Below are 25,324 nucleotides of genomic sequence, written 5' to 3' on the forward strand. Positions count from 1 at the left end.
GCGCTCAGCTCAACGCGAAGTACCGTAGCCATAAATAGACCGCCGATAGCGCGATCGAGACCGCGGTCACCACAATGCCTTTGCGGGTGAATTCCCAGAACGAGATGGGAGTGCCTGCGCTGCGGGCGATTCCGAGCATGACGACGTTGGCGCTGGCGCCGACGGCGGTGAGGTTGCCGCCGAAGTCGGCGCTCAGAGCTAGCGCCCACCAGAGCACGTCGGGGTTGTCCTGAACCGGCATGGCCGCAACCAACTCGGCGACGATCGGCGTCATCGTGGCGACAAAGGGGATGTTGTCGATAATGCCTGCGACCGGCGCCGAGATGCCGAGTATCAGGAGTACGGTGAGTAACTCGTGGCCGCCGGTCAACTGCGTCGCGGCCCGCGCCAGCGCATCGACGACGCCCGTCTTCGCCAGAGCACCGACCATGATGAACAGCCCGGCGAAGAACAGCAAGGTGTCCCACTCGACGCTGGACAGGTAATCGGAGCGCTCCAGCCCAGAAATCACGACGAGGACGCCGGCGCCCAGCAAGGCCACGATCGACGGCTTCATGTGCAGCACCGGATGGGCGATGAAGGCCACGAACACCAGCAACAGGATCACGCCGCACTTGATGAGCAGCCTGTGATCGCGAATAGCCTCACGCTCGTTCAGCGACATGACGTCGGCGACGCGATCGGCCTCGACCGTTGCGGGCCGGAACATGCGGGGCACCAGGGCGACGAAGGCCGCCATCACGATGAGCACGATCGGTGTCATGTGCAGCAGAAAGTCGTTGAACGTCAAGCCAGCCCGGCTGGCGATGATGATGTTGGGCGGGTCGCCGACCAACGTCGCGGCGCCGCCGATGTTGGATGCGAAGACCTCGGCCATCAGAAATGGAGCGGGATTGATGGCCAGTCGGTCGCACACCAATAGGGTGACGGGCGCGATCAACAGCACGGTGGTGACGTTGTCCAGCAAGGCCGAACCGAGCGCCATCACGAGCACCAGCAGGATCATGATCCGCAACGGGGAACCGCGGGCGCGCTTGGCCGCCCAGATCGCGACGTATTCGAAGATACCCGTCTGCCGCAGCACGCTGACGATGATCATCATGCCCAGCAGCAAAAAGATTACGTCCCAGTCGATTCCGGTCTTGTGGGAGTAGAAGACGTCATCGGAGTCGATGATCGGCAAGGCAACCACGATTGCCGCACCGGCAAGTGCGGCCAACGTCTTGTTGACGCGATCGCTGGCGATGAGCGCATAGGCAACGACAAACACCGTGGTCGCGATGACGCTCATCGCTGCCCACCCAACACGAAGTAGCGCAACCATAGATAGATCGCCGACAGCACGAGGGACATCGCAGTGACCAACGCGCCCTTTCGGGTGAATTGCCAAAAAGAGATGGGATTGTCGGCGCGCCTGGCGATTCCGAGGATAACGACGTTCGCGCTGGCGCCGACGGCAGTGAGGTTGCCGCCCAAGTCAGTGCCAATGGCAAGCGCCCACCACAGCACGTGCGGGTTTATGTGATCTATCACGCCCGGAATCAGGTGGACGACGATGGGCGCCATTGTCGCGGCATAGGGCACGTTATTGACGAAGCCACTGATCACAAATGACCCGGCGAGGATCACCATTGTCGTCAACAGGATGTTGCCGCCGGTCGTCGCCACGGTCATTTCTGCGAGCTGCTTGACCACGCCGGTCTTGACCAGCGCGCCGACCATGACGAACAGGCCGGCGAAGAACAGTAACGTGTCCCACTCGACGCTGGACAAGTATTGGGAGTGTTCCAACTTGGAGAGCACGACGAGAATTCCCGCGCCCAGCATCGCGACCAGGGAAGGATTCAAGTGCAGCTGCGTGTGGGCGATAAACCCGGCAAATACCCCGACCAGCACGGCGCCGCACTTGATCAGCAACGCGGGATCGTGAATGGCTTCCCGCTCTTTCAGCGACATCACGTCGGCAACCCGCGCGGGATCGACCGCAAACGCCCCAGGAAACAGCCGCGGCAGCGACACGATCAGCGCAGCCATCATGATGATCACGATCGGTGCCAGGTGGACCAGGAAGTCGTTGAAGCTCAGGTCCCCCTTGCTGGCGATGATGATGTTGGGCGGGTCGCCGACCAATGTCGCGGCGCCGCCGATGTTGGACGCGAAGGCTTCGGCCATCAAGAACGGCGCGGCGTCGGTGGCCAGTCGGTCGCACACCAACAGCGTGACGGGGGCGACGAGCAACACCGTGGTGACATTGTCCAGCAGGGCTGACGCGATGGCGGTGACCAGCATCAGCAGGATCATGATCCGCAACGGGGAACCACGGGCGCGTTTGGCCGCCCAGATCGCCACGTATTCGAAGACGCCCGTCTGCCGCAGCACGCTGACGATGATCATCATGCCCAGCAGCAAAAAGATTACGTCCCAATCGATTCCGGTCTCGTGTGAGTAGAAGACGTCCTCGGAATCGATGATCGGCAAGCTGACGACTACCGCCGCGCCGGCCAAGGCCACCAGAGTTTTGTTGACCCGGTCATTGGTGATAAGCGCAAAGGCGAGTAAGAATACGGCGACCGCGACAGCGCTCATCGAGTTGCGATCAAGACCCTAGCGCCGCCGCCAGCAGGCGCGACGCCGTGATCACCCCGTGTAGCCTGCCGTCTTTGACCACCGCGATCAGCGGGCTTCTCAGCCTTGCCATGAGTGCGGCCACTTCGATGATGGTGTCGTCGGCATTGGCCGGAGGCACGTCGACGAGATGGTCCGGCAACACATCGCCGACCTTCTTGCCGCTCAACTTTTCTGCGGCCCGGTCAGCCACGGATTCGTTGAGCACACCGGCCAGCGACGGATCATCCTGCACGTAGCGCGGGACGATGAATCGCACCACTTGGGAGGCCGGCAACACCGCATACGGACGTCCGGACGTGTGGGTGACCAGGAGTCCCGGCAGGCGGTGCTCGGCAAGCATGCGGGCGGCGTCGAGTGCGTTTGACTCGATGCTGATGACCGGAAAATCCTCGGCGATGTCCTCGGCGCGCATGGTCCGACGATACGGCGTTGTCGTGGTCGCGGTTAGCTCAGTGGTGCCCATGGTGGTCTTTCGCGTCGCAGGTCCATTGACGCCGACCAGGCTTCCCGGCTCACCGACCGACGACGCTACCAAGTGCCGCCGACCGTTGAACGTCGGAGGCCGAACAAATGGCGCCGAACGCGCGATCGCTGCGTAGACTAACGGGATGCTGGAACAGATCCGCGGCCCCGCTGATCTGCAGCACCTTTCCCAACAGCAACTCAAGGACCTGGCCGCTGAGATCCGTGAGTTCCTGATCCACAAGGTTGCCGCCACCGGGGGACATCTGGGTCCGAACCTGGGCGTCGTCGAATTGACGTTGGCGCTGCATCGAGTCTTCGACTCGCCACACGATCCGATCATCTTCGACACCGGCCACCAGGCCTATGTCCACAAGATGTTGACCGGCCGCTGCCATGACTTCGACAGCCTGCGCAAAAAGGGTGGACTGTCGGGGTATCCCTCCCGCGCCGAGAGCGAACACGACTGGGTCGAGTCGAGTCACGCCAGCGCGGCGCTGTCCTACGCCGACGGGCTGGCCAAGGCCTTCGAGTTGACCGGACACCGCAACCGGCATGTGGTCGCGGTCGTCGGCGACGGCGCGCTTACCGGCGGCATGTGCTGGGAGGCGCTGAACAACATTGCGGCCTCGCACCGGCCGGTGATCATCGTGGTCAACGACAACGGCCGCAGCTACGCGCCGACGATCGGGGGCGTCGCCGATCATCTGGCCACGCTGCGGTTGCAGCCGGCGTACGAGAAGGTTTTGGAAAAGAGCCGCAACGCGATGCGCGCGGTGCCGCTGGTGGGCGAGGTGTGTTACCACTTCATGCACAGCGTCAAAGCCGGCCTCAAGGACTCCCTGTCACCGCAGTTGCTGTTCACCGACCTCGGGTTGAAGTACGTCGGCCCGGTCGACGGGCATGACGAACGGGCCGTGGAGGTGGCGCTGCGCAGTGCCCGAGGCTTCGGTGGCCCGGTGATCGTGCACGTCGTCACCCGTAAGGGGATGGGTTACCCGCCGGCCGAGGCCGACGCGGCCGAGCAGATGCACTCGTGCGGCGTGATCGACCCGGCGACCGGGCAGGCTGCGAAGGTTGCCGGCCCGGGCTGGACGGCGACGTTTGCGGATGCGCTCATCAGCTACGGCCACAAGCGCCGCGACATCGTGGCCATTACCGCGGCCATGCCCGGACCGACCGGACTGACGGCGTTCGGGGAGCGCTTTCCGGATCGGTTGTTCGACGTCGGCATCGCCGAACAGCATGCGATGACGTCGGCGGCCGGACTGGCGATGGGTGGGATGCACCCCGTCGTGGCGATCTATTCGACGTTCCTGAACCGGGCGTTCGACCAGATCATGATGGATGTGGCGCTGCACAAGCTGCCCGTCACGATGGTGCTGGACCGGGCCGGGATCACTGGTTCGGACGGGCCCAGCCACAACGGCATGTGGGATTTGTCGATGCTGGGGATCGTGCCGGGCATCCGGGTGGCCGCACCCCGGGACGCCGCCCGGTTGCGTGAGGAACTCGGTGAGGCGCTCGACACCGACGACGGGCCGACAGCGCTTAGGTTCCCCAAAGGCGATGTGGGCGAAGATATTGCGGCGCTGGAGCGCCTCGGATCGGGCGTCTCGGGTGTCGACGTGCTCGCGGTGCCGGCCAGTGGCCTGAACCACGATGTGCTGCTGGTAGCGGTCGGCGCGTTCGCGTCGATGGCGTTGGCGGTGGCCAAACGGCTACACAACCAGGGGATTGGTGTGACAGTGATCGACCCACGTTGGGTGTTGCCGGTCTCCGACGCTGTTCGCGAGCTGGCGGTACAGCACAAGCTGCTGGTGACGCTGGAGGACAACGGGGTGGCCGGCGGTGTGGGTTCGGCGGTGTCGGCGGCTCTGCGGCGAGCGGAAGTCGATACGCCCTGCCGCGATGTCGGACTGCCGCAGGAATTCTACGACCATGCGTCGCGGGGTGAGGTGCTGGCCGAGCTGGGGCTCACCGACCAGGACGTGGCCCGCCGTGTCACCGGTTGGGTTGCCGCACTTGGCAATTCGCTTACCGAGCCGCAAGTCAGCGAGCGGCTCGACTAAGCGTCGCCGACTCTCGGCTGCACTGCCGCGGCCAGAACCCGGACCACCAGTTCTCGTTGCCACGCCCGCGCCTGGCCGGCGCGCAAGAACTCGTCGATGGCCGTGACCGCGTCTGGCGAGCGTTTCGGGGCGCCGTCCCAGTCCCAGCACAGCCGTCGCACCAGGTCGGGTGAGACCAGATTCTCCGTCGGAACCCCCACCCGTTGCGACACCTCCGCCAGCGCCGCACGCGCCGCGTCCAGCCGGGCGGCCGCCTCGGGCTTGCGTCTGCTCCACCGCGCCGGCGGCGGCGGACCATTCGGCGGTTCCGTCACCTCCGGCGGATCTTGGCTTTGCCGCGCCGTTTCCAGTGCCGCCAACCACATCGCTGCGCTGCGGCGCTGGTTACGCCCGCCGAACACCGGCAACGCGACCAGGTCGTCGACCGACTTTGGGTCGGCGATGGCGGCGTCGATGATGGCCGAGTCCGGCAGGATGCGTCGGGGCGCGATGTCGCGTCGCTGGGCGATACGGTCACGCGTCGTCCACAACTCGCGAACCGCGGCCAGGCCCCGGCGGTCGTTGACCCGGTGGATGCCCGACGTTCGCCGCCATCGGTCCGGCCGGGCCGTCGTCGGGGTGGCCGTCCGCAGATATTCGAATTCCTCTGTGGCCCAATCGGTTTTGCTTTGCTCGGCGAGCACCCCGGATATCGCAGCGCGCAGTTCGATGAGTAGTTCCACATCCAGCGCCGCGTAGTTGAGCCAGGCCGACGGCAGCGGGCGTTTGGACCAGTCGGCCGCGCCGTGGCCCTTGGCCAACCCCAGACCCAGCAGCCGCTGGACCATGGTCGCAAGGTTTACCCGCTCGAATCCGGCCAGGCGTCCGGCCAGCTCGGTGTCGTACAGGGCGGACGGCCGCAGGCCGACTTCGGCCAGACACGGCAGATCCTGATCCGCGGAATGCAGAATCCATTCGTCCTTGCTGAGGACCTCGGCTACGGGCCGCAGCACGGTCAGCGAGTCGCCGCCGTGGCTGACCGGGTCGATGAGCACCGTGCCGGCGCCGGCCCGCCGGACTTGGATCAGGTAGGCCCGATTGGAGTAACGGAAACCGGACGCCCGCTCGGCATCCACCGCGAATGGTCCATGCCCGCGGTCCAGCAGCGCCGCGGCGGCCTTGATCTGCTTAGCGGTGACCGAAAGATCCGGCATCCCGTCGGCGGGGTGGAGTAATGGGACGGGCTCGGGTTGCCTGCTGCCCGCCGGATCAGTCTCCGGCGGGGTCAGCTCGGGGCACATATCAGGCGCGTGACCGCGAGCCCAGGTCGGTGACCCCGGCCGGCGGCAGGCCCGCGGCGTGCTCCAGGACATCGCAGAACGCCTGGACGTGACTGCCCACGTCGGGGGTGGTCGCCGTCCACGACGCCCGTAGCTCCAGCTGATGGGCGCGCGGCGGACCGGAGATGTCGCCGTAACGCACCGAGGTGGTGGCCGTGACGGTGCCTCCCAGGGCGGTCATCTGTTCGGTGCGCGTTTCCAGCGCCTCGACCAGCCAACTCCATGCCACCTCCGGCAACAGCGGGTCGATGGCTTCGTGCGAGTCCAGGTCGGCCTGGACGTAGGCGACCAGGCGGATTGTGCCATCCCACGCGTCTGAGCCCTCGGGGTCGTACAGCAGGATCAGCCGCCCGAATGCGTCGCCTTCGGATCGTTCCGGGACGATGTCGACGTCGGGATGTCTGACCTCGGCGCCTAGCGCGTAGCTGTACGGCGCCAGCCGCTGGGGTGGGCGAATGGGCCCGAGTTCGATTTCGGGTCGCACGGTGACGGCGTTCATCGCGGCTACCGCCTCGCGAAATGGGGCCGGTTCTGCTGAGGTCATGAGCGCCGCTCCTCTTCATCGCTTCGCTCTGCATCGTCGCCGGCGTCGGTCATGAGCGCCGCTCCTCCGCCTCGCTTCGCTCTGCATCGTCGCCGGCGCGGGTCACAAATTTCGACGGTAGCCCTATCGCCCGACACGCGTCATCAGGCGCGCCGAATTGCGTTTAGTGCCGATCGCAAGCGCGGCGCTGGCGCCGGGCGCGGCGGGTCGGCACCATCAGGCTTAGTGCCGATCGCAAGCGCGGCGGTGGCGCCGGGCGCGGCGGGTCGGCACCATCCGGCCTAGTGCCGATCGCAAGCGCGGCGCTGGCGCCGGGCGCGGCGGGTCGGCACCATCAGGCTTAGTGCCGATCGCAAGCGCGGCGGTGGCGCCGGGCGCGGCGGGTCGGCACCATCCGGCCTAGTGCCGATCGCAAGCGCGGCGCTGGCGCCGGGCGCGGCGGGTCGGCACCATCAGGCTTAGTGCCGATCGCAAGCGCGGCGGTGGCGCCGGGCGCGGCGGGTCGGCACCATCAGGCTTAGCTGTCCTGACCGTCAATAAAGCGTGCGGGCCGCTTCTCGCGATGGGCGGCTAGACCTTCGCGTACGTCGGGACCGCTGAACCCGATGAATTCCAGGCCGAGCGACGTTTCGAAAGTGGGCCCGAACATGCGGTACCAGTGATTCAGGCTGCGCTTGGTCCAGCGGATCGCGGTTTGGGCGCCCTGCGCCAGATTATCGGCCAGCCGCGTTGCGGTAGGAAGCACCTCGTCGTCGTCGACGCAGGTCGAGACCAGCCCGATGCGCTCGGCTTCCTCGCCGGAAAGCGGCTCGCAGGTGAGCAGGTAGTACTTGGCCTTGGCCATGCCCACCAGCAGCGGCCAGCAGATCGCGGCGTGATCACCCGCGGCCACTCCGAGTTTGGTGTGCCCATCGATGATTTTCGCGCTTCGTCCCGCCACCGAGATGTCGGCGAGCAACGCCACCACCAGACCCGCGCCGACGGCGGGTCCCCTGATGGCTGACACCAACGGTTTGTCGAAATTAACCAGGTTGAGCACCAGATCGCGAGCCTCACGCAGGATGCGAATCCGGCCCTCGAAGCCGCCCATGGTTTCGTCGATCAGGTCAAAGCTGCCGCCGGAGGAAAACGCTTTGCCCGCACCGCGGACCAGGACCACCCGCACGGTCGGGTCGCGATCGATCACCGGCCAGATGTCGGCGAGGTCGCGATGCATCTGCGGACCGACCGAATTCAGCCCGGGCGCGTCCAGGATCAGATTCAGCACACCGTTGTCCTGAGGCTCACATCGGAGGCTTGGGAAGTCGTCGTAGGTGACTGGCATCGGGTCGATGTTACGGGGTCGGTACGTGGCAGCATTGTGTTCGATGAGTACCCGCCGCGACCTTCCGCAGTCGCCATATCTGGCCGCGGTCGCCGGCCGCAAACCCAGCAGGGTGCCGGTGTGGTTCATGCGGCAGGCCGGCCGGTCGTTGCCCGAATACCGGGCGCTGCGCGAACGCCACACCATGCTGGCGGCCTGCTTCCAGCCGGAAGTGGCCTGCGAGATCACCCTGCAACCGATCCGCCGCTACGAAGTCGATGCCGCGATCCTGTTCTCCGACATCGTGGTACCGCTGCGCGCGGCGGGCATCGATTTGGACATCGTCGCCGACGTCGGACCGGTGATCGCCGACCCGGTGCGGACGACTGCCGATATCGACGCGATGAAACCCCTTGACCCGCAAGCGATTCAGCCCGTGCTAGAGGCAGTTTCGTTGTTGATCGACGCGCTGGGTGATGTCCCGCTGATCGGATTCGCCGGCGCGCCATTCACGCTGGCGTCCTACCTGGTCGAGGGGGGACCAAGCCGGCACCACCCCCGTACCAAAGCGATGATGCTGGCCGAGCCGGCGAGCTGGCACGCGCTGATGACCAAGCTGACCGACCTGACCATCGCGTTTCTGCACGGCCAGATCCACGCCGGGGTGGACGCCATTCAAGTGTTCGACTCGTGGGCGGGAACGCTGTCGCCGGCCGACTACCGACAGTACGTGCTGCCGCACAGCGCGCGGGTCTTCGGCGCGCTCGCCGAATACGGCGTGCCGATGACACATTTCGGGGTGGGGACGGCCGAACTGCTGGGCGCGATGTCGGAGGCCCTAAAGCCAGCGCCGGCCACCGTCGTCGGCGTGGACTGGCGTAGCACGTTGACCGATGCCGCCGCCAGGGTGGTGCCCGGTACCGCGTTGCAGGGCAACCTCGATCCCGTTGTGGTCCTGGCGGGCTGGCCGGTGGTGGAACGTGCCGCACGCGCCGTCGTCGATGACGGACGCCGCGCCGTCGACGCTGGCGCGGCAGGCCACGTCTTCAACCTCGGCCATGGGGTGCTGCCGGAGACCGATCCCGGCGTGCTGGCCGCATTGGTGTCGTTGGTTCACTCGCTATGACCGCTGTCTCCTATTGCATTGTGGGGGGCGGTATTTCGGGGCTGACGGCGGCGTATCGGTTGCGCATGGCCGCCGGCGACGACGCGACGATCACGGTGTTCGATCCCGGTGACCGGCTCGGCGGCGTGCTGCGCACGGAGCGGGTTGGCGGACAGCCCATGGACGTGGGCGCCGAGGCGTTCGTGCTGCGCCGGCCCGAGGTTCCCGCGTTGCTGGCCGAACTGGGGTTATCGGGGTGTCAGCTGGGCACCACCGGCGCCCGGCCGCTGATCTACAGCCAGCGGGAATTGCACCCGCTGCCGTCGGACACGGTGGCCGGGATCCCGTCGTCGTCGACGTCTGTGGCGGGGCTGGTCGACGACGCGACGCTGGCGCGTATCGACGCCGAACCAAGCCGCCCGTTTGGCTGGCAACCGGGCAGCGACCCCGCGGTGGCCGACTTGGTGGCCGACCGCTTCGGTGAGCAGGTAGTGGCCCGGTCGGTTGACCCGCTGTTGAGCGGGGTGTACGCGGGCTCGGCGGCGACGATCGGGCTGCGCGCGGCGGCCCCGACGGTGGCCGCTGCCCTGGATCGCGGGGCTGCCTCGTTGACCGAAGCGGTGCGCCAGGGGTTGCCGCCGAATACCGGTGCGCCGGTGTTCGGCGCGCTGGACGGCGGCTACCAGGTATTGGTCGACGAGCTCGTTCGGCGTAGCCGCCTGGAGTGGGTGCGGGCGGCGGTAACGAAGGTTGCACCCGGTTGGCAGGTACACGACACAACCGGCGCCCGCCGGCACGCCGATGCGGTGATTCTGGCGATCCCGGCGCCGCGGGTAACCCGGCTGGTGGACGGCCTAGCGCCGCACACCTTCGCCGCCGCGAGCCGGGTCGTGAGCGCCTCGTCGGCGGTGGTGGCGCTCGCGGTGCCGCGCGAGACCCCGTTTCCGGAGTGCTCCGGTGTGCTGGCGGCCACCGGGGAACCGGTGCACGCCAAGGCGATCACCTTGTCGTCGCGCAAGTGGGGCATGCGGGGCGACGCGCAGCTCTTGCGGCTGTCGTTCGGGCGGTTCGGTGATGCCCCCGAAAGTTCGGCTGTTCGCGCGTCTGACCGCGAGTTGCTGGCCTGGGCTGTCGACGACTTGACGGCAGTGTTCGGAGTGGCCGTCGAGCCGGTTGACGTCCGGGTGCAGCGCTGGATCGACGCGATGCCGCAGTACGGTCCGGGCCACGCCGATCTGGTCGCCGAGGTGCGCGCCGGGCTGCCGCCGGGCCTCGCCGTCGCCGGCAGCTACCTCGACGGCATTGGCGTGCCTGCCTGTATCGGGGCGGCCGGTAGGGCCGTGGCGACCGTGGCACCATAGATTTCATGGCCAAACTCGACTATGACGCCCTGAACTCGACGCTTCGCTACCTGATGTTTTCGGTGTTTTCGGTGCGGCCTGGCGAGCTCGGTGACCAGCGTGACGCCGTTATCGACGACGCCGCCACGTTTTTCAAGCGGCAAGAGGAACTTGGCGTCGTGGTGCGCGGCCTCTACGACGTCGCGGGCCTGCGCGCGGATGCCGACTTCATGATCTGGACCCATGCCGAGCGCGTCGAAGCGCTGCAGGCCACCTACGCCGATTTCCGGCGAACCACCACGCTGGGGCGGGCTTGCTCGCCGGTGTGGAGCAGTGTGGCCCTGCACCGGCCGGCCGAGTTCAACAAGAGCCACATCCCGGCGTTTCTGGCTGGCGAGGAGCCCGGCGCCTATGTGTGCGTGTACCCGTTTGTGCGGTCCTACGAGTGGTACCTGCTGCCCGACGAGGAACGCCGCCGCATGCTCGCCGAACACGGAATGGCGGCCCGCGAGTACAAAGACGTCCGGGCCAACACGGTGCCGGCATTCGCGCTCGGCGACTACGAGTGGATCCTGGCCTTCGAGGCCCCGGAACTGGACCGCATCGTCGACCTGATGCGGGAACTGCGGGCCACCGATGCCCGGCGGCATACCCGTGCGGAGACGCCGTTTTTCACCGGGCCGCGGGTGCCGGTCGAGCAGTTGGTGAGTTCGCTGCCATGACCCAATTTGATCCGGCGGATCCGACCCGTTTCGAGGAGATGTATCGAGACGAGCGGCTGTCTTACGGGTTGCCTGCCGCTACACCTTGGGACATCGGCGGCCCCCAGCCTGTGGTCCAGCAGCTGGTCGCGCTGGGCGCGATCCGAGGCGAGGTGCTCGACCCGGGCACTGGCCCCGGTCACCACGCGATCTACTACGCCTCCAAGGGTTATTCGGCCACCGGCATCGACGGGTCGGCGGGGGCCATCGAACGCGCCCAGGCCAACGCGCTGCAGGCCGGCGTCTCGGTGGACTTCCAGGTGGCCGACGCCACCAAGCTGGACGGGCTCGACGGCCGCTTCGACACCGTCGTCGACTGCGCCTTTTATCACACCTTCAGCACCGAGCCCGAGCTACAGAAGTGCTACGTGCAAGCGCTGCGTCGGGCAACCAAGCCGGGGGCGCGGCTCTACATGTTCGAGTTCGGTGCGCACAACGTCAACGGGTTCAGCATGCCGCGGTCCTTGTCCGAGGACGACTTTCGCGACGTGCTTCCGATTGGCGGCTGGGAGATCACCTACCTAGGACCGACCACCTACCAGGTCAACATGAGCGTCGATACATTCGAAATGATGGCCGCGCGAAATCCAGACATGGCCGATCGGGTGCAGTCCGTGTTGGAACGGTTCCGGGCGATGGAACCCTGGCTGGTCAACGGCAGGGTGCACGCCCCGTTTTGGGAAGTGCACGCCACGCGCGTGGATTGAGTTTCGTCGAGACCGACGTTTTGCAGACAAAGTGCGAGTAGACGTCTGCAAAACGTCGATCTCGGCGCTATACGGCGCCTGGGACCAGGCGCAGCGCGATCGAGTTGATGCAATAGCGCTTGTCGGTTGGCGTGGGGTAGCCCTCACCGTCGAACACGTGGCCCAGGTGGCTGTAGCAGTTCGCGCACAAGACCTCGGTGCGCTTCATGCCCAGCGAGTAGTCGGTGCGCAGGAATACCGCGCTGGAGCTTTTCGGGTCGAAGAACGACGGCCAGCCGCAATGCGAGTCGAATTTCTCTGTGCTGCGGAACAATTCGGCGCCGCAGGCCCGGCATTGATAGATGCCCTGAACCCTGGTGTCGGTGTACTCACCGGTGAAGGGCCGCTCGGTGCCAGCTTGGCGCAGCACGGCGAACTCCTCCGGGGTGAGCCGCTTACGCCACTCGTCGTCGGACAGTTCGAGCTTGGGTGTCATGCGTCCACGCTAGCGCGCTTGGGCGTCAGCCACGCAGGATCCAAGCCGCCGTCGAGCCGGTTCTCCGCCTTCGCGTCCAGATAGCGGAAGTAGAGCACGCTGAAGACCACGATGAGCAGCAGTGACCAGCCGTAGGTGATTTTCAGGTACTCGAGGGCTCGGCCCCACCTCATCCAATTGAAGAGCAGCCAGCGGTCCAGCGTCATGAAGCCATAAATGCCCAACCACGCCGGCCAGTTGCGGACCACGGAGTTGGGCAGCACGACCGTCATTAGGAACGGGAACAGCATCATCGAGTAGTAGCCCTGGGCCAGCGACATGACCAGCCATGACCACAGCAGCAGCACGCCCGAGGAGGTGGTGAACCAGAACAGGGGATCGCGGGTGCGGTAGTAGCGATACAGCAGCCATAAGGCGCCGAAGGCGATCGCGGTGAACAGCAGCCGCAGCGCCACGATCAGCCAGGTGGGCAGGCCGAAGTAGAGGCCATTGCCCTGGATCGAGCTGTTGAAGTAGTCGCGGGTGCCCAGGATGTAGGGCAGCGTGCGGGTAAAGAAGTCCATCGGGTCGCTCACCAGCGGCAGCGCCACCAGATTGACGACGATTGGGACAGCGAGGGCGGCCACCAGCGCCCGCCATTGGCGGTTCAGCAGCGGCAGCAACAGCAGGGGACCGAGTAGGGGTTTGAGCACCAGCGTCAGCCCAATGGCCAGCCCGGCCCACCATTGTCGGCTAACGCTGCCGTCCAGCAGGCAGCGCAGAAACAGCACCTCCAGCAGCAGGATGCAGCCGTTGATGTTGGTGAACACCAGGGTGTTGGTCACGGTCTCGGTGCAGAACATGGCCAGAATCAGCGCGGGGGCGGCCACCGAGGACAGCGTGAAGTTGAACATCCGCAGCAGCAAGTATGCGGCGACGAGGATGGCCACGGTGTTGATCGAGATGAACAGGTAGCGCGACGGCGCGAACGGCAGGTAGCCGAACGGTGCCATCAGCAGGGTGCCACCGGGTGGGTATAGGTAGTGCGGGTCGACGTAGTCGAAGTGCTCGTTGTAAATGTCCCAGCCATGTCGGAAGTTCAGGACCGCGCGGTAAACCGGCTTGAAATCGTCGGTGATATTGCCGTTGGTCGTGAGCACGATGCTGCGGTGCAACACCGACAGGATGGCCGCCGGCCATAACACGGCCCGCAGGATTGATGCCGTTGTCGGTGGGGCGGTGGGGGGACGGAATGCGGCCAGCAGGGATTCGCGCAGGCCGGTTTGGGTCGAGTCAACTGCCGTCACCAGCGCACCGTACACCGGCGGGCGCGCCCGCGAACTTTCAGGCGGGACAGTAGGTGTCGGTGCCGGGCAGCTTGCCGGAGTCCAAATAACCGACCAACGGCGGCACCGTGCACGACGAATAGATGCTGGCGCCGTGGCCGATGCCCTGCCACATCACCCGCTTGCTGGCGGCGTTCGCGTTGATCACGGTGGCCGCCGTCGCGGCGACGCCCTCGTTGCCGACGATCGGATCGTTTTGCACACCCAGTAACAGCACGTCGACCTTGAGTTGCTTTGGTGGTTGGGCCGGTGAGCTGCTGGGCCAGTGCACGCATTTGACGAGGTTCAGCGCCGCGACCGTGCCGAACTGGGGATAAAGCTTGGCCCATGCGACCACCAGCTCGCGAACCCGGTCCGGGGTTGGGCGGTTGACCGCATCGCTGCAGGAGTTGACGAACTGGCCGTCGGTGTCCTGGGTGGCGTCGGCGCGGTTGATCAGATTGGACAGCGGGTTGGTGTCACCCGATCGGGCGGCCGCCAGCGCGTTGGCCAGGTTCGTGGTGGTGCTGATGCGATCGCCGGTGGGAAAGCCCAGTGCGGTGGTGATGGCGTTGGCGATGGACGCCACCGATGCGCGGCCGGGCGCTCTACCGGTTCGGGCGTCGGACAGCAACGCGCTGACCGCGCCCTTCGGGTCGGGGCCTAATGCGCAGTTCACCGCGATGCACTGCGCGGCGAACGCGTCAAGTGCGGCCTGCTGCCCCTTGACTTGTTGCTCGGCGGCGGCTTCGGCGTTGACTCCCAACGCGACCGGGGAGTCGAGGATCAGTCTGGCCACCTTGTCGGGACGCGATCCCGCGTAGGTCAGCGCCACCTGGGTGCCGTTGCCGATGCCGATCAATGCCAGCGCAGGCACATCCCAGAGGTTGCGCAGCCGTTCGATGTCCGAGGCGGCATGTTGGTTGTCGTAGGCCGACTCGCCGGGGGAGAGGGCGTCGGTGCAGTTGGTTGTGGCGGTATTGGAGATTTCGGAAAGGTTGGCCACCGGATCGTCGCCGGATTGGAACTGCGCCTGGTCGCGCATGTCTTCGCGGTCGAAGTGGTCGCGGCAGTCGATCGGGCTCGACATGCCCATGCCGCGGCGGTCGACGGCGACGATGGGGTGGCTCTTGAGGATGTCGGCGCCGGCGTGCGATAGCCAGACCGGCAACTGCGTCGACGACGGCAGGTCGGAGCCCGTGGTGAAGACGAGCGGGCCGGCATCCTTTGGGGTCTGATTCGAGCGGGCGCGGACCACGCCGATGCTCACCGTCGCGGACCCGCCGTTAACCGGGTCGAGATCGGCGTCGTAGCTCGCGCATTCGAGGTTGATGCCCGGTGCTGCGGGGACTCCAGCGTCCGCGGTGACCCGCGAGGTGCAATCGCGCCACGACAAGTCGTTTTTGGGTGCTGCGATCGGCGGCGGACCGCTGGGCGGCGGTGTCGTGGTGGCCGCGCCTTGCGGTTTAGCGCCGGAGCTGGTGGCGAAGCGCGGGTCGGCGCCGAAGACCGGGACGCAGCCGGTCAGCACTGTGGTGACCGCGAACAGGATCGTGGCGGACCTGATGTGCCGACTCATGCCGACCACAGTAGCCGCGCGGCAACGCTGCGCGCCGTGCAGCGGTTCGGCTAGGTCTTGACGTAACGGGTGTACAGGTAACCGGCATCGTCGGTGAGGACGTGCGCACAGCGCATTCGGCTGAGCAGCTGCCCGGCGCCCGTCGCGATGCGTCTAGCCAGGCCGCCGACGACGACAGGTGCGATCGTCAGGCAGAGTTCGTCGAGCATGCCGCGGTCGATGAACGAGCCGAGCAGCATCGGTCCGCCTTCGGTCAGGACGCGGGATAGGCCGCGAGCCGACAGGCTCGCCAGCAGCGCCACCTCGTCGACCCTGCCGGGATCGTCGCCTGAGCAGTCGACTACCTCGGCGGCGCCGGCGAGGCGGCGGCGCATCTCGTCGGCGGATGCGGCACAGGTGAGCACCAACGGTGGCACTTCGGTCCGGGTGAACACGCCAAGATCGCGGTCGATGCGACCCGACTTGGTGACGATCGCCAGTTGGGGTACTTCGCTTTGCTCCCGGGCCTGCCGCCGTTGGCGCTGGACGACGCTCAGGTGTGCGCCGGAGTAACCCTCGATGCGCACGGTGCCCGCGCCGACCAGGATGACGTCGGCGAGTTCGCGCAGCAGGTTGAAGACGAATCTGTCGCCGGGACCGGCCAGCGCACCGCTGGTGCCGTCGGCGGTAGCGCCGCCGTCGAGGCTGGTGATGAAATTCGCTCGCAGCCACGCGCCGTCGCATCCCTCCGGATACCCGTAGAGCCGGGAGAGTTCGGCGTCGTCGAGTTCGCGCTCGGATCCGAGCAGCGTCAGTGCTGGCTCGGCGGCCCCGCCTGCTTGAGAGTCGGGCATGAGCTTGATTGCAACACGCCGCTACAGTGCCTGCATGCACGGGGTGGGTCGGCTGGTGGATCGCTATCCGACGGTGTCGCCGGAGCGGCTGATCGCCCAACTGCGGCCGCCCCCGACGTTCGCGAAGGTGCGCTTTGCGACGTATCGACCCGACGCCGCCGAACCCACCCAGGCTGCCGCGGTCGCGGCCTGCCAGGAGTTCTGCCGGCAGGCCGTCGAGCGGCGGGCCGGGCGCAAGAAACTTTTCGGCAGGCGGGAGGTGCTGCCGGGTGTCGGGCTGTATCTCGACGGCGGATTCGGGGTAGGTAAGACGCACCTGCTCGCGTCGGCCTACTACCAGCTGCCCGACGTGCAGCATCCCAAGGCGTTCGCGACATTTGGGGAGCTGACCCAGCTGGCCGGGGTATTCGGCTTCGTTGAATGCATCGACCTGCTGGCTGACTACACCGCGGTGTGCATCGACGAATTCGAGCTGGACGATCCCGGCAACACCACCTTGATCGCGCGGATGCTTTCGATGCTGGTCGAGCGGGGTGTTTCGGTGGCGGCCACCTCCAACACGCTGCCCGAACAGCTCGGCGAGGGCCGGTTCGCCGCCCAGGACTTCCTGCGCGAAATCAACACGCTGGCAAGGATTTTCAACACCGTGCGGATCGAAGGACCGGACTACCGGCACCGCGACCTGCCGCCGGCGCCGCAGCCGTTGTCGGACGAGGAAGTGGCCGAGCGCGCCGCCGGCCTGCCGGGGGCGACCCTCGACGACTTCGACGCGCTGTGCGCACACCTGGCCACCATGCATCCGTCGCGGTATCTGACTTTGATCGAGGGTGTGACCTCGGTGTTCCTGACGGGTGTGCACGCCATCGACGACCAGAACGTCGCGCTGCGTTTGGTATCGCTGACCGACCGGCTGTATGACGCCGGCATCCCGGTGGTGGCATCGGGGGCGAAGTTGGACACGATTTTCAGCGAGGAGATGCTGGCCGGCGGTTACCGAAAGAAGTATCTGCGGGCCACTTCCCGGCTGTTGGCGCTCACGGCTGGCTGAGCTCCCGAACCATGACGTAATCGTCCTCGAGATGGGTGCCCAGTTGAAATGTTCTGGTGCCGTTGATCGTAAAGCCGTTCTTGACGTAGAAGCGTTGTGCGCGTTGGTTTTTCTGGTTAACCCCGAGCCACACGTAATCCAGGCCCCAGTCGGCGGCGGTGGCTAGCGCGGCATCCATCAACTTCGCTGCCACCCCCTGACCGTGAAAGTCGGCAAGCACATAGAGCTTTGACAGCTCGGCAGCGCGGCTCTCGAGCTCGGGAGCTTCGCGAATTAGCATGGCATAACCGGCAATTCGGCTGTCATGCCGAGCGACGATAATCGCGCGCTGCGGATCGCTGAGGTATGCCAGAAAGTGAGTTGGGGAGAGGTGGGCGTCGATGAACGACGAGACATGCTCGTCGGCAATTCCCGGCGGGCACGCCAGGGGAAAGGTGCCGGCCGCGACAGCGGCCAGCTCGTCGATGTCGACGGTATCCGTCGTCGCGACGTAGACGGTCAGTTCAGAGATTCCATTGCGCGAGGTGCTCGCCGGTCTTGCGGTCCAGCAGCACAACAACGGAGACCGGGTCGCGGTAGGCGTCCCAGTACACCCCGCCGCGGACCACCGATCCCTGCGGTGCGTTGCCCAGCGCGGCGTCCAACCAATCGGGTGCATCGCATGGCCGCGGCTTGTAGGCGTCGGCGAAGGGGGTGACGCCGTCGAAGGCGAAATTGGTCGCCATGATGTAGGAATTGGGCACCCGGACCGCGCGGACCGTGACGTCGGCGCGGGCTACCGAACTGCCGGGGAAGCTCTTGACCGGGACACCGCTGCGCGTGTAACCGAAGCCGGGCGGGGGGTCGACCGGTACCACGCTGCTGACGGTGACGTCGGCGATGTAGGTGCCGGTATCCACCCGCAGCGTGTCGCCGATGTGGCCGATGGGTGCGTCGCCGGCCCACGCGCGGGGCGCGGCGACGTCCACTGCGAGCAGGCTTGCGGCGGCGACCAGCAAGGTGGACAGGAGGAGCAGCCAGCGGTGCATCTTCGCATGATTACACACGCCGTTACGCCAGGGGGAGGGGTTGGCTGCCTCAGGTCGCACCGGCGCTCGTGCCGCCGGTGAGCGATTCGAGCGCGGCGACCAGGTCGACCTCGACACGTTCCTTGTCGACGCCGAATCGGTGCAGCGGTCCAGCTCCATCTTCGAGTTCGAGCAGTGCCAGCAGTAGGTGTTCGGTACCGATGTAGTTGTGGCCCAACCGAAGTGCCTCACGGAAGGTCAGCTCGAGCACCTTGCGTGCCGGGCCGCTGAACGGGATCAGCTCGGGGGTTTCGGCCGCGGCCGGGGGGAGCGTTATGGATGCGCGCAGGACCTCGGTGTCGATCTTCTGCCGTTGAAGCAGCACGGTGGCCAGGGCGGCCGGATCGCTGAGCATGCCAAGCACCAGATGGTCGGGGGTGATCTCGCTGTTGGCGGCTTGGTGCGCGGCGTTCTGGGCGGAAACAACCGCGTTGCGAGCCCGTGGCGTGAAGCGCCCGAAGCCCTGATTGGGATCCAATGTGGTGGCCTCTGCGCGCGGGACGAACCGTTTTTGCGCGGCCTGCTTGGTGACGCCCATGGCCTTGCCGATGTCGGTCCAGGAGGCTCCCGAGCGGCGCGCCTGATCCACGAAATGCCCGATCAAGTGATCCGCGACCTCGCCGAGACTCTCGGCAGCCAGGACGGCGTCGGCGAGCTGATCGAGCGCGTCGCTGTGGACTTGCTTGATGGCGTTGATCAGCTCGTCGAGGCGGATGGGATAGGTGATCTTCGTCGGTTCAGCCATAGCGTCAACATTAGGTTGACGATCGGATAGTGTCAACCTCAGGTTGACGATTGCCGTACGAGATGCATCGGTGGCGTCACTCTGGGACGATCGGAGGCGTTATGAACCTTCAATTGGCGCTGGCAAGCGCCATGGCCGTTGTCGGTGTAGCGGTAACTCTCGCGGGCCCGGCTTATGCCGATGCGACCGATGACCAGTTCCTCTCCGAACTTCGTGCTGGTGGGCTGACCTATCAGGACCCGGATCGCGCGATAGTGGCCGGTAAGTCGGTGTGCCAGTTGGTCAACGAGGGAAAAACCGACACCGAGATCGTCCGCGAACTGCAGAACCGCAACCCGGGATTCACGCAGTACGCCGCGGCCGAATTCACCACGCTCGCGGCCGCCGCGTACTGCCCCAAGTACCTCACCGGCGAGGGGCGAGGGCCGAAGCCGGGTAGCGGCGGCTGATAGCCATGAGACTTATCGTTGCGCTAGTCGGCGTTGCGGCCGTCATCGGCGTTGCCGCGCCGGCACACGCCGACGGCAACGACGACCGATTTCTCGCGACACTGCGACAAGCTGGGCTCACCTATCAGAACGCCGACGGCGCGATAGCGACCGCGAAAGCAGCGTGCGGATTGGTCCAGCGCGGCAGACCGATGGCCGACGTCGTCAAGGACGTCCAAACCAGCAATCCAGGACTGGACGCGGAGAGCGCCGCCAAGTTCACGGCGATCGCTGCCAACTCGTACTGCCCCGAGACCATTCAGCGTTACTAAGGCGGGGCTGGTCGCGACGGTCGACTGCAAATACGAGTTTGGGCTGCACGAACTCTGGTGCGCGATACTGGGATTGAACTTGTGCCTGAGCAAACTTCCGGTTGTGTGTTCTACCTGCATCAACAGGCTATTTACCTGCTGATACACCAAACAGTACTGTTAGAGCCAAGCGGAAGCAAGCGGAAGTAGCTACCGTCTGATGTAAGCTCATGTGGTGCATATGTGGTGCAACAGTCACGCGGCGCAGTGAGCCGCCAGAAGCCGCCGCCACGCTCAACCCGGCGTAGCTTCGGACGGCTGCGCCAATTCCGCAGCGGCCGCTGGAAAGCCTCGTACACCGGCCCCGACGGCAGTCTCTACGAGGCACCGCACACCTTCGCGGCCAAGATCGACGCCGAGGCGTGGCTTACCGATCGACGCCGCGAGATCGATCGCGAACTGTGGTCGCCGCCCGCCACCGGTGAACAGAAACGCACGGCGACCCAGCGGAAGAGGGCGGCCGCCGAGAAGTTCGAGGACTACGCCGCCCGCTGGCTCGCGACCCGCATGGTCAAGGGCCGCCCGCTGCGGCCCCGCACCATCGCCCACTACCAGAAGCTGCTCGACGATCACATCAAGCCCACGTTCGGCAAGAAGCCGATCCGCGACATCAGCATGCCCTCAGTGGACCGCTGGTACGCCCAGACGCTGCCCGACCAGCCGACCATGCGCGCGCACGCCTACTCGCTACTGCGGACGATCCTGGAAACGGCCCGCATCCGGGATCGACTGATCGAGGTCAACCCGTGTGCAATCCGAGGGGCCGGCACCGTGACCCGCAAGATCAAACCCAAACCGGCCAGCATCGAACAGTTGGCGACGATCGAGGCGGAAATGCCCGACCACTACCGGCTCATGGTGTCGCTGGCCGCGTGGTGTGCACTCAGGTTCGGTGAACTGGTCGAGCTTCGGCGCGGCGACGTCGACCTGAAAGAGAACGTGGTCAAGGTCCAGCGTGCGGCGGTGCGCGTTGACGGCGGCTGGCACGTCGGCGACCCGAAGTCCGATGCCGGCATCCGTGACGTTGCGATGCCGCCGCACATTGTGCCCGCTGTCAAGGCTCATCTGGCGCAGCACGTCAGTGTGGGTAAAGACGCGCTGTTGTTTCCCGCGAAAAACGGCGGCCACCTACAACCTTCGACGCTGGGCCGGCACTTCTACAAGGCTCGTGCCGTGGCCAAGCGAAACGACTTGCGCTGGCACGATTTACGACACAGCGGTGCCACGCTGGCCGCGCAAACCGGGGCCACGCTGGCCGAACTGATGAGTCGCCTGGGCCACTCGACCCCACAAGCCGCGATGCGCTACCAGCATGCCGCCCAGGGCCGAGACCGCGAAATCGCGGCGCTGCTAAGCAAACTCGCAGACAACAAGGGGTCATAAATGACAGGCGAACCATCGTCGTGGGCGTTCTGGGGTCCGCTGTTCGGCGGTCAGACAGACAAGTACGTCGTCATGTGCGGATGCGACGACGAACGCAACCCGTTGATAGTGGCCTGGATTGACGACGACCGGCGGGGGAGCGGCCGTATCCATGTTGGCGCAAACCATCACTGGTCTGAGACCAGCTACCGGGGGCATGTCGGCTATCAGGTTGGTCATCGAGCCTGCGGACGCAATATCGAGCTGAATCAGGACAACACGGGTGGGTTGATCGACGCGATACACCAATGGCTGACGGAGGTTGGGCCGGACCGCTGGACGTCGGTCCCTCACCACGCCGACGACTCGCTCATTGAGCGACGGCGGGTGATCCCGTTCGATTTGCTGTGCAGGCTCAACAGCGAACGCGGGAAGCGGCGACAAACCAAGACACGCCGCTAGCTTCCTTGCGGTTCCGGTCGGGGTGATCTACATTCGCGCCTAACCGTCCTCAGAACACCCTCTGGTCAGACGGTCTCTTATGAGACCCGAAAGGCCAGAGAATGCCGGACACTCTCCCCGCTCGCCGCAGATACGCCACACAACAGCAGGCCGCCGATTACCTCGGCGTCACTGACCGCACTATCCGGCAGATGATCGCCGACGGCCGAATCACCGGCTACCGCAGCGGCACTCGCTTAGTGCGCGTTGACCTGAATGAAATCGACGCCGCCATGCGGCCATTCGGCGGCGCCGCGTGAGCCCCGGCGGCGGCAGGCGGCCGCCGGAAAGAGATCGCCCCCCGGTGGTGAACCGAGGGGGCGAGACCGGGCAGGTCACCATCCATGATAAGGCCTATGACCGCCTAGTGGCCGCGCTACACGCCGCCGGCCGTAAGGTCATCGATCGCGGTGACGCCGCCCACGCCCAATGTCCCGCACACGATGACGGCCGGCCGTCCCTATCACTTCGGCGCATCGAGGGGTCCGTCCTGGTCCACTGCCACGCCGGCTGCCAGGCCAGCGACGTCCTGACCGCGCTCAATCTCGACATGCGCGACCTATACGACGATCGCACCGGGCAGATCTACGCTTACGGCGACGGCCGCAGGGTGCGCCGCACGGCCGATAAAAAGTTCTGGCAGTCCGGAAACACCAAAGGCCGCAGCCTATTCCACGCCGAACGCATCGGTGCCGCCACGACCGTCCACGTCGTAGAGGGCGAAAAGGATGTTTTGGCTGTCGAATCCGTCGGCGGCACCGCCGTGTGCTCGGCGATGGGAGCCGGCAAAGCCCACCTGTTCGACTGGTCACCGCTTCGTGGCCGCGAGGTTATCATCGTCGCCGACCGCGACGAACCCGGCCGCAAGCATGCCCGCGACGTCGCCGATATCGTGCGCGGCATAGCCGCATCCGTGCGCATCGTCGAGGCAGCAGCGGGCAAGGACGCCGCTGACCACATCGCCGCCGGGCACGCGTTAGACGAGCTGGTCGACGTCACACCGCCGGAGGTTGACGGGGCCGCGCTGCTGGACGAGCTGCTAGCCGTGATCAAGACGTACGTGGTGCTGCCCGACGATCATGCTGCCGTGTCGGTGGCGCTGTGGATCGCCACCACGCACGCGCTACCGGCGTTCGACTGCGCGCCCCGCTTGGTGATCACCAGCCCCGAGAAACGGTGCGGCAAAACACGTTTGCTCGACATCATCACCGGCACCTGCCACAAGCCCCTGGCAACGGTGGACGCTACCGTGGCGGCCATCTTCCGCTCGCTCGGCGGCGAACACCCGCGCACACTCATCATTGACGAGGCCGACGCCATATTCGGCAGCAAGAAAGTCGCCGAGCAAAACGAGGATCTGCGCAAGCTACTCAACGCCGGGCATCAGCGCGGCAAGCCCGCGCTGCGATGCGTTGGCCCGGCGCAGATCCCCACCGAGTTCGACACTTTCGCGATGGCCGCGATGGCCGGCATCGGCGCAATGCCCGACACGGTGGTCGATAGAGGCGTGAACATCACTCAGCGACGGCGTGCCAGCGGCGAGAAGGTGTCGCAGTTCCGAGCACGCCGAGACGGCCCGATCCTGGCGGCCCTGCGGGACCGGCTGGCCGCGTGGGCGGCCGCTCGTATCAACTCGCTGTCGACGCGCGAGCCAGACATGCCGGTAGAGGACCGTGCCGCCGACACTTGGGAGCCGTTGATCGCGGTTGCCGACGAGGCTGGCGGGCATTGGCCGACGACCTCGCGGCAGGCGTGTAAGGCGCTGGTTGACCGCGCCGCCGACACCGACGAGGACCGCTCCCTGGCCGTTAAACTGCTCGCCGACATCAAGGCGATATTCGCAGATCGGCGTGTGCCATTCCTGGCGTCGGCTGACCTGGTTGCCGAGCTGCGCCGCGTCGAAGACTCGCCCTGGAACGATTTCGAGCTGAATCCCAGCAAACTTGCCTACCGGTTGCGCGAATTCGGCGTCAAGCCCGGCCGAAACACCGTCGGAAGTGTGCGCGGGTACGCAATCGAGGCGTTCGCCGACGCGTTCTCGCGGTACACCCGTCAGAACCCGTCAGGCCCGTCAGAAACCACCGATGAGCAGGGGAAATCGTCTGACAGGTCAGAACCTTCTGACGGGTCAGGGTGTCAGACGGATTTAACCCGTCAGACAGAAACTGCAGATCAAATACCATATCTGACGGGCCAGACGGGTTCTGACGCCCCGCCTGCTAAAAACGGTTCAACGGCACGAAAGTTCACCCCGCCGACTGGCCCCGGCCGCTGCCACAAGTGCGGCTTCCACGTTGCGACCCAAGGCCACCGAGACGGCTGCTCAGCAAAGACGCGTGCGCCTATCGGCGGGATCACACCGACAACTCCGGGCATGACCGACCGGGTTGTGGCTGCCCTCGCCAAGGCGGTGGAGCGGTGACCGACCACACTAACGTCTCCTACGCCCTCGACCTGCGTCCCATCCTCGGTGAGATCGCCCGCCGCTGGCAGCATCTCCAACCCGGCGACCTGACCGCGCCCCAGGCGCTTCGGCTGTTGGGCGTCCTCACTGACATCGCCGAGGGCTCGACATGAGCGCCGCCGACCTGTTCGCCGCCCTCGGCGGCACCCCCACCCTGCCCGGCGCGCTGTGCAAAGGGCAGGCCCCAGTGTGGGACGAGGCACTGCCACCGCAGCGCGACCCCGACCCCGACGACACCGCACAGCGGCTCAGCTTCGCCATGGCGGCCTGCCGGCGCTGCCCGGCGCTAACCCCTTGCCGGGCATGGCTTGCAAGCTTGCCGCCACGCAAGCGGCCAACCGGCGTCGTTGCCGGACAACTACACCCAACCAACGGAAAGGCACCTCAATGACCCACCCATCCATCAAGGCCGCGACCGAGTTGATTCGCTACGCGAAGCGCACCGGCGACGACGCGGTATCCGCGGCCACCGCAGTCGAACTGGCCTGTGCCGGCCTGGACGCTGACCAACTACGGTCCGTGCTGCGCCTCCTCTGGCCCTACATGGCTGAGCTGTACGACTGCTTCCGCCTGTCCAAGGCCGCCGACGAACGACGCGAAGCCGCAGCTTTCGCCGAGATCGCCGCAATGTTTGGAGACCCCGACACCGACGCTGAGGCAGCCAACTGATGCGCAACGAAATCCCGCTCGACAGCGCGACGATCGCCGCGGTGCGCGGTGTGACCATCGCGGCCGCCAACATGGAAGGCGAGCTGTACTCGGTAGCCGTGCAGCACTGGACGCACGGGCTCACCCGAGACGAGCTGGTTGAGGTGATCGTGCTGCTCGGCGTGCTGCTGACCATGCCAACCACTGAGGCGGTCTGATGCCCACCGCCCCGGCCCGCGCTTGCTCAAGATGCCGACG

28 protein-coding genes and 1 pseudogene are annotated in these 25,324 nt (G+C 66.1%); 16 read left to right on the plus strand and 13 right to left on the minus strand.

Going from position 1 to position 25,324, the window contains the following annotated elements:
* Positions 1-4: 4 nt before the first annotated feature.
* From AADZ78_RS09605 to AADZ78_RS09615, 3 genes are read right to left on the minus strand one after another with little or no spacing between them, the layout of a single operon-like run.
* Positions 5-1,291 (minus strand): ArsB/NhaD family transporter, encoded by a 1,287-nt coding sequence (locus tag AADZ78_RS09605; protein ID WP_085248727.1) that lies wholly within the window; start codon positions 1,289-1,291, stop codon positions 5-7.
* The gene (locus tag AADZ78_RS09610) at positions 1,288-2,586 is read right to left on the minus strand and encodes an SLC13 family permease (RefSeq protein WP_085248729.1); all 1,299 of its coding nucleotides are present in this window, start codon (positions 2,584-2,586) and stop codon (positions 1,288-1,290) included. The genes AADZ78_RS09605 and AADZ78_RS09610 overlap by 4 nt, the downstream gene beginning before the upstream one ends.
* Before the next feature lie 10 nt (positions 2,587-2,596).
* A complete protein-coding gene (locus tag AADZ78_RS09615; RefSeq protein WP_085248731.1) occupies positions 2,597-3,040 on the minus strand; it encodes a CBS domain-containing protein in 444 nt (147 codons plus the stop codon).
* Between the two features lie 196 nt (positions 3,041-3,236).
* Between AADZ78_RS09615 and dxs the strand changes: the two genes are divergently transcribed.
* Positions 3,237-5,162: a 1-deoxy-D-xylulose-5-phosphate synthase gene (dxs, locus tag AADZ78_RS09620; protein ID WP_085248735.1), complete on the plus strand. Its 1,926-nt coding sequence runs from the start codon at positions 3,237-3,239 to the stop codon at positions 5,160-5,162.
* Here the strand turns inward: dxs and AADZ78_RS09625 are convergent.
* The 3 genes and pseudogenes from AADZ78_RS09625 to AADZ78_RS09635 all read right to left on the minus strand — a co-directional run bounded on the left by AADZ78_RS09625 (position 5,159) and on the right by AADZ78_RS09635 (position 8,349).
* Positions 5,159-6,442 carry a ribonuclease D gene (locus AADZ78_RS09625; RefSeq protein ID WP_085248737.1) on the minus strand — a complete coding sequence of 428 codons (1,284 nt, stop codon included), beginning with the start codon at positions 6,440-6,442 and terminating at the stop codon, positions 5,159-5,161. The genes dxs and AADZ78_RS09625 overlap by 4 nt on opposite strands.
* 1 nt (position 6,443) lies before the next feature.
* Positions 6,444-7,078: pseudogene (locus AADZ78_RS09630) on the minus strand (DUF3000 domain-containing protein).
* A gap of 464 nt (positions 7,079-7,542) precedes the next feature.
* Complete coding sequence (locus AADZ78_RS09635; protein ID WP_085248741.1) at positions 7,543-8,349, minus strand: enoyl-CoA hydratase/isomerase family protein; 807 nt, start codon at positions 8,347-8,349, stop codon at positions 7,543-7,545.
* A 43-nt stretch (positions 8,350-8,392) separates the two neighbouring features.
* Here AADZ78_RS09635 and hemE point away from each other — a divergent pair, with 43 nt between their 5' ends.
* From hemE to AADZ78_RS09655, 4 genes are read left to right on the plus strand one after another with little or no spacing between them, the layout of a single operon-like run.
* On the plus strand, positions 8,393-9,454 hold the full coding sequence (gene hemE, locus AADZ78_RS09640) for a uroporphyrinogen decarboxylase (protein WP_085248743.1): 1,062 nt from the start codon (positions 8,393-8,395) through the stop codon (positions 9,452-9,454).
* Complete coding sequence (locus AADZ78_RS09645) at positions 9,451-10,794, plus strand: protoporphyrinogen oxidase (protein ID WP_085248745.1); 1,344 nt, start codon at positions 9,451-9,453, stop codon at positions 10,792-10,794. Before hemE ends, AADZ78_RS09645 begins: the two co-directional genes overlap by 4 nt.
* Positions 10,795-10,799: 5 nt before the next feature.
* Positions 10,800-11,495 carry a hydrogen peroxide-dependent heme synthase gene (gene hemQ, locus AADZ78_RS09650; RefSeq protein ID WP_085248747.1) on the plus strand — a complete coding sequence of 232 codons (696 nt, stop codon included), beginning with the start codon at positions 10,800-10,802 and terminating at the stop codon, positions 11,493-11,495.
* Positions 11,492-12,241 carry a class I SAM-dependent methyltransferase gene (locus AADZ78_RS09655; RefSeq protein WP_085248748.1) on the plus strand — a complete coding sequence of 250 codons (750 nt, stop codon included), beginning with the start codon at positions 11,492-11,494 and terminating at the stop codon, positions 12,239-12,241. The genes hemQ and AADZ78_RS09655 overlap by 4 nt, the downstream gene beginning before the upstream one ends.
* Positions 12,242-12,308: 67 nt before the next feature.
* On the opposite strand, the gene msrB is transcribed toward AADZ78_RS09655, so the two are convergent.
* The 4 genes from msrB to AADZ78_RS09675 are packed head-to-tail and all read right to left on the minus strand — an operon-like array spanning position 12,309 to position 16,432.
* Positions 12,309-12,716, minus strand: coding sequence for a peptide-methionine (R)-S-oxide reductase MsrB (gene msrB, locus AADZ78_RS09660; protein WP_085248750.1), 408 nt, complete (start codon positions 12,714-12,716; stop codon positions 12,309-12,311).
* Positions 12,713-14,017: an arabinofuranan 3-O-arabinosyltransferase gene (aftC, locus tag AADZ78_RS09665; protein WP_085248752.1), complete on the minus strand. Its 1,305-nt coding sequence runs from the start codon at positions 14,015-14,017 to the stop codon at positions 12,713-12,715. Before aftC ends, msrB begins: the two co-directional genes overlap by 4 nt.
* Positions 14,018-14,039: 22 nt before the next feature.
* Positions 14,040-15,599, minus strand: a complete 1,560-nt coding sequence (locus tag AADZ78_RS09670; protein ID WP_085248754.1) for an alpha/beta hydrolase — start codon at positions 15,597-15,599, stop codon at positions 14,040-14,042.
* Between the two features lie 50 nt (positions 15,600-15,649).
* A complete protein-coding gene (locus AADZ78_RS09675) occupies positions 15,650-16,432 on the minus strand; it encodes a pyrimidine reductase family protein (protein ID WP_085248756.1) in 783 nt (260 codons plus the stop codon).
* Between AADZ78_RS09675 and zapE the strand changes: the two genes are divergently transcribed.
* Positions 16,431-17,480, plus strand: coding sequence for a cell division protein ZapE (zapE, locus tag AADZ78_RS09680; RefSeq protein ID WP_085248758.1), 1,050 nt, complete (start codon positions 16,431-16,433; stop codon positions 17,478-17,480). The two genes, AADZ78_RS09675 and zapE, sit on opposite strands and share 2 nt — an antisense overlap.
* Here the strand turns inward: zapE and AADZ78_RS09685 are convergent.
* The 3 genes from AADZ78_RS09685 to AADZ78_RS09695 are packed head-to-tail and all read right to left on the minus strand — an operon-like array spanning position 17,467 to position 19,292.
* Positions 17,467-17,991, minus strand: a complete 525-nt coding sequence (locus AADZ78_RS09685; protein ID WP_239655360.1) for a GNAT family N-acetyltransferase — start codon at positions 17,989-17,991, stop codon at positions 17,467-17,469. The two genes, zapE and AADZ78_RS09685, sit on opposite strands and share 14 nt — an antisense overlap.
* Positions 17,984-18,508, minus strand: a complete 525-nt coding sequence (locus AADZ78_RS09690) for a hypothetical protein (RefSeq protein WP_239656764.1) — start codon at positions 18,506-18,508, stop codon at positions 17,984-17,986. The genes AADZ78_RS09685 and AADZ78_RS09690 overlap by 8 nt, the downstream gene beginning before the upstream one ends.
* Positions 18,509-18,557: 49 nt before the next feature.
* A complete protein-coding gene (locus AADZ78_RS09695; RefSeq protein ID WP_085248762.1) occupies positions 18,558-19,292 on the minus strand; it encodes a Clp protease N-terminal domain-containing protein in 735 nt (244 codons plus the stop codon).
* A 101-nt stretch (positions 19,293-19,393) separates the two neighbouring features.
* On the opposite strand from AADZ78_RS09695, the gene AADZ78_RS09700 reads away from it, so the two are divergent.
* From AADZ78_RS09700 to AADZ78_RS09745, 10 genes are all read left to right on the plus strand, one after another.
* Positions 19,394-19,741 (plus strand): DUF732 domain-containing protein, encoded by a 348-nt coding sequence (locus AADZ78_RS09700; protein WP_085248764.1) that lies wholly within the window; start codon positions 19,394-19,396, stop codon positions 19,739-19,741.
* A gap of 5 nt (positions 19,742-19,746) precedes the next feature.
* Positions 19,747-20,052, plus strand: coding sequence for a DUF732 domain-containing protein (locus AADZ78_RS09705; protein WP_085248766.1), 306 nt, complete (start codon positions 19,747-19,749; stop codon positions 20,050-20,052).
* 225 nt (positions 20,053-20,277) lie between these two features.
* Positions 20,278-21,474 (plus strand): tyrosine-type recombinase/integrase, encoded by a 1,197-nt coding sequence (locus AADZ78_RS09710; RefSeq protein ID WP_239656763.1) that lies wholly within the window; start codon positions 20,278-20,280, stop codon positions 21,472-21,474.
* Positions 21,475-21,915, plus strand: a complete 441-nt coding sequence (locus AADZ78_RS09715) for a hypothetical protein (protein ID WP_085248768.1) — start codon at positions 21,475-21,477, stop codon at positions 21,913-21,915.
* A gap of 101 nt (positions 21,916-22,016) precedes the next feature.
* Complete coding sequence (locus tag AADZ78_RS09720) at positions 22,017-22,214, plus strand: excisionase family DNA-binding protein (RefSeq protein ID WP_085248770.1); 198 nt, start codon at positions 22,017-22,019, stop codon at positions 22,212-22,214.
* A 47-nt stretch (positions 22,215-22,261) separates the two neighbouring features.
* Positions 22,262-24,376: a DUF3631 domain-containing protein gene (locus AADZ78_RS09725; protein WP_239656762.1), complete on the plus strand. Its 2,115-nt coding sequence runs from the start codon at positions 22,262-22,264 to the stop codon at positions 24,374-24,376.
* Positions 24,373-24,531: a hypothetical protein gene (locus AADZ78_RS09730; protein WP_169726205.1), complete on the plus strand. Its 159-nt coding sequence runs from the start codon at positions 24,373-24,375 to the stop codon at positions 24,529-24,531. The genes AADZ78_RS09725 and AADZ78_RS09730 overlap by 4 nt, the downstream gene beginning before the upstream one ends.
* Positions 24,528-24,809, plus strand: a complete 282-nt coding sequence (locus AADZ78_RS09735; RefSeq protein ID WP_085248773.1) for a hypothetical protein — start codon at positions 24,528-24,530, stop codon at positions 24,807-24,809. Before AADZ78_RS09730 ends, AADZ78_RS09735 begins: the two co-directional genes overlap by 4 nt.
* Complete coding sequence (locus AADZ78_RS09740) at positions 24,806-25,087, plus strand: hypothetical protein (protein WP_085248774.1); 282 nt, start codon at positions 24,806-24,808, stop codon at positions 25,085-25,087. Before AADZ78_RS09735 ends, AADZ78_RS09740 begins: the two co-directional genes overlap by 4 nt.
* Entirely contained in the window at positions 25,087-25,284 is a 198-nt protein-coding gene (locus tag AADZ78_RS09745) for a hypothetical protein (protein WP_085248775.1), read from the plus strand. Before AADZ78_RS09740 ends, AADZ78_RS09745 begins: the two co-directional genes overlap by 1 nt.
* Positions 25,285-25,324: the final 40 nt, after the last annotated feature.

Source organism: Mycobacterium riyadhense (assembly GCF_963853645.1).
GTDB classification, from domain to species: Bacteria; Actinomycetota; Actinomycetes; order Mycobacteriales; family Mycobacteriaceae; genus Mycobacterium; species Mycobacterium riyadhense.

What these genes read in the sequence shown, in the direction of transcription:
- dxs (WP_085248735.1), top strand. Translation starts at nt 3,237, where the DNA reads ATGCTGGAACAGATCCGCGGCCCCGCTGATCTGCAGCACCTTTCCCAA.
- AADZ78_RS09715 (WP_085248768.1), top strand. Translation starts at nt 21,475, where the DNA reads ATGACAGGCGAACCATCGTCGTGGGCGTTCTGGGGTCCGCTGTTCGGC.
- AADZ78_RS09670 (WP_085248754.1), bottom strand. Translation starts at nt 15,599, where the DNA reads ATGAGTCGGCACATCAGGTCCGCCACGATCCTGTTCGCGGTCACCACA.
- hemQ (WP_085248747.1), top strand. Translation starts at nt 10,800, where the DNA reads ATGGCCAAACTCGACTATGACGCCCTGAACTCGACGCTTCGCTACCTG.
- AADZ78_RS09625 (WP_085248737.1), bottom strand. Translation starts at nt 6,442, where the DNA reads ATGTGCCCCGAGCTGACCCCGCCGGAGACTGATCCGGCGGGCAGCAGG.
- AADZ78_RS09705 (WP_085248766.1), top strand. Translation starts at nt 19,747, where the DNA reads ATGAGACTTATCGTTGCGCTAGTCGGCGTTGCGGCCGTCATCGGCGTT.
- AADZ78_RS09610 (WP_085248729.1), bottom strand. Translation starts at nt 2,586, where the DNA reads ATGAGCGCTGTCGCGGTCGCCGTATTCTTACTCGCCTTTGCGCTTATC.
- AADZ78_RS09735 (WP_085248773.1), top strand. Translation starts at nt 24,528, where the DNA reads ATGAGCGCCGCCGACCTGTTCGCCGCCCTCGGCGGCACCCCCACCCTG.
- AADZ78_RS09695 (WP_085248762.1), bottom strand. Translation starts at nt 19,292, where the DNA reads ATGGCTGAACCGACGAAGATCACCTATCCCATCCGCCTCGACGAGCTG.
- AADZ78_RS09605 (WP_085248727.1), bottom strand. Translation starts at nt 1,291, where the DNA reads ATGAGCGTCATCGCGACCACGGTGTTTGTCGTTGCCTATGCGCTCATC.
- AADZ78_RS09690 (WP_239656764.1), bottom strand. Translation starts at nt 18,508, where the DNA reads ATGCACCGCTGGCTGCTCCTCCTGTCCACCTTGCTGGTCGCCGCCGCA.
- AADZ78_RS09655 (WP_085248748.1), top strand. Translation starts at nt 11,492, where the DNA reads ATGACCCAATTTGATCCGGCGGATCCGACCCGTTTCGAGGAGATGTAT.
- AADZ78_RS09615 (WP_085248731.1), bottom strand. Translation starts at nt 3,040, where the DNA reads ATGCGCGCCGAGGACATCGCCGAGGATTTTCCGGTCATCAGCATCGAG.
- hemE (WP_085248743.1), top strand. Translation starts at nt 8,393, where the DNA reads ATGAGTACCCGCCGCGACCTTCCGCAGTCGCCATATCTGGCCGCGGTC.
- AADZ78_RS09645 (WP_085248745.1), top strand. Translation starts at nt 9,451, where the DNA reads ATGACCGCTGTCTCCTATTGCATTGTGGGGGGCGGTATTTCGGGGCTG.
- AADZ78_RS09745 (WP_085248775.1), top strand. Translation starts at nt 25,087, where the DNA reads ATGCGCAACGAAATCCCGCTCGACAGCGCGACGATCGCCGCGGTGCGC.
- AADZ78_RS09635 (WP_085248741.1), bottom strand. Translation starts at nt 8,349, where the DNA reads ATGCCAGTCACCTACGACGACTTCCCAAGCCTCCGATGTGAGCCTCAG.
- zapE (WP_085248758.1), top strand. Translation starts at nt 16,431, where the DNA reads ATGAGCTTGATTGCAACACGCCGCTACAGTGCCTGCATGCACGGGGTG.
- AADZ78_RS09720 (WP_085248770.1), top strand. Translation starts at nt 22,017, where the DNA reads ATGCCGGACACTCTCCCCGCTCGCCGCAGATACGCCACACAACAGCAG.
- AADZ78_RS09675 (WP_085248756.1), bottom strand. Translation starts at nt 16,432, where the DNA reads ATGCCCGACTCTCAAGCAGGCGGGGCCGCCGAGCCAGCACTGACGCTG.
- AADZ78_RS09740 (WP_085248774.1), top strand. Translation starts at nt 24,806, where the DNA reads ATGACCCACCCATCCATCAAGGCCGCGACCGAGTTGATTCGCTACGCG.
- AADZ78_RS09700 (WP_085248764.1), top strand. Translation starts at nt 19,394, where the DNA reads ATGAACCTTCAATTGGCGCTGGCAAGCGCCATGGCCGTTGTCGGTGTA.
- msrB (WP_085248750.1), bottom strand. Translation starts at nt 12,716, where the DNA reads ATGACACCCAAGCTCGAACTGTCCGACGACGAGTGGCGTAAGCGGCTC.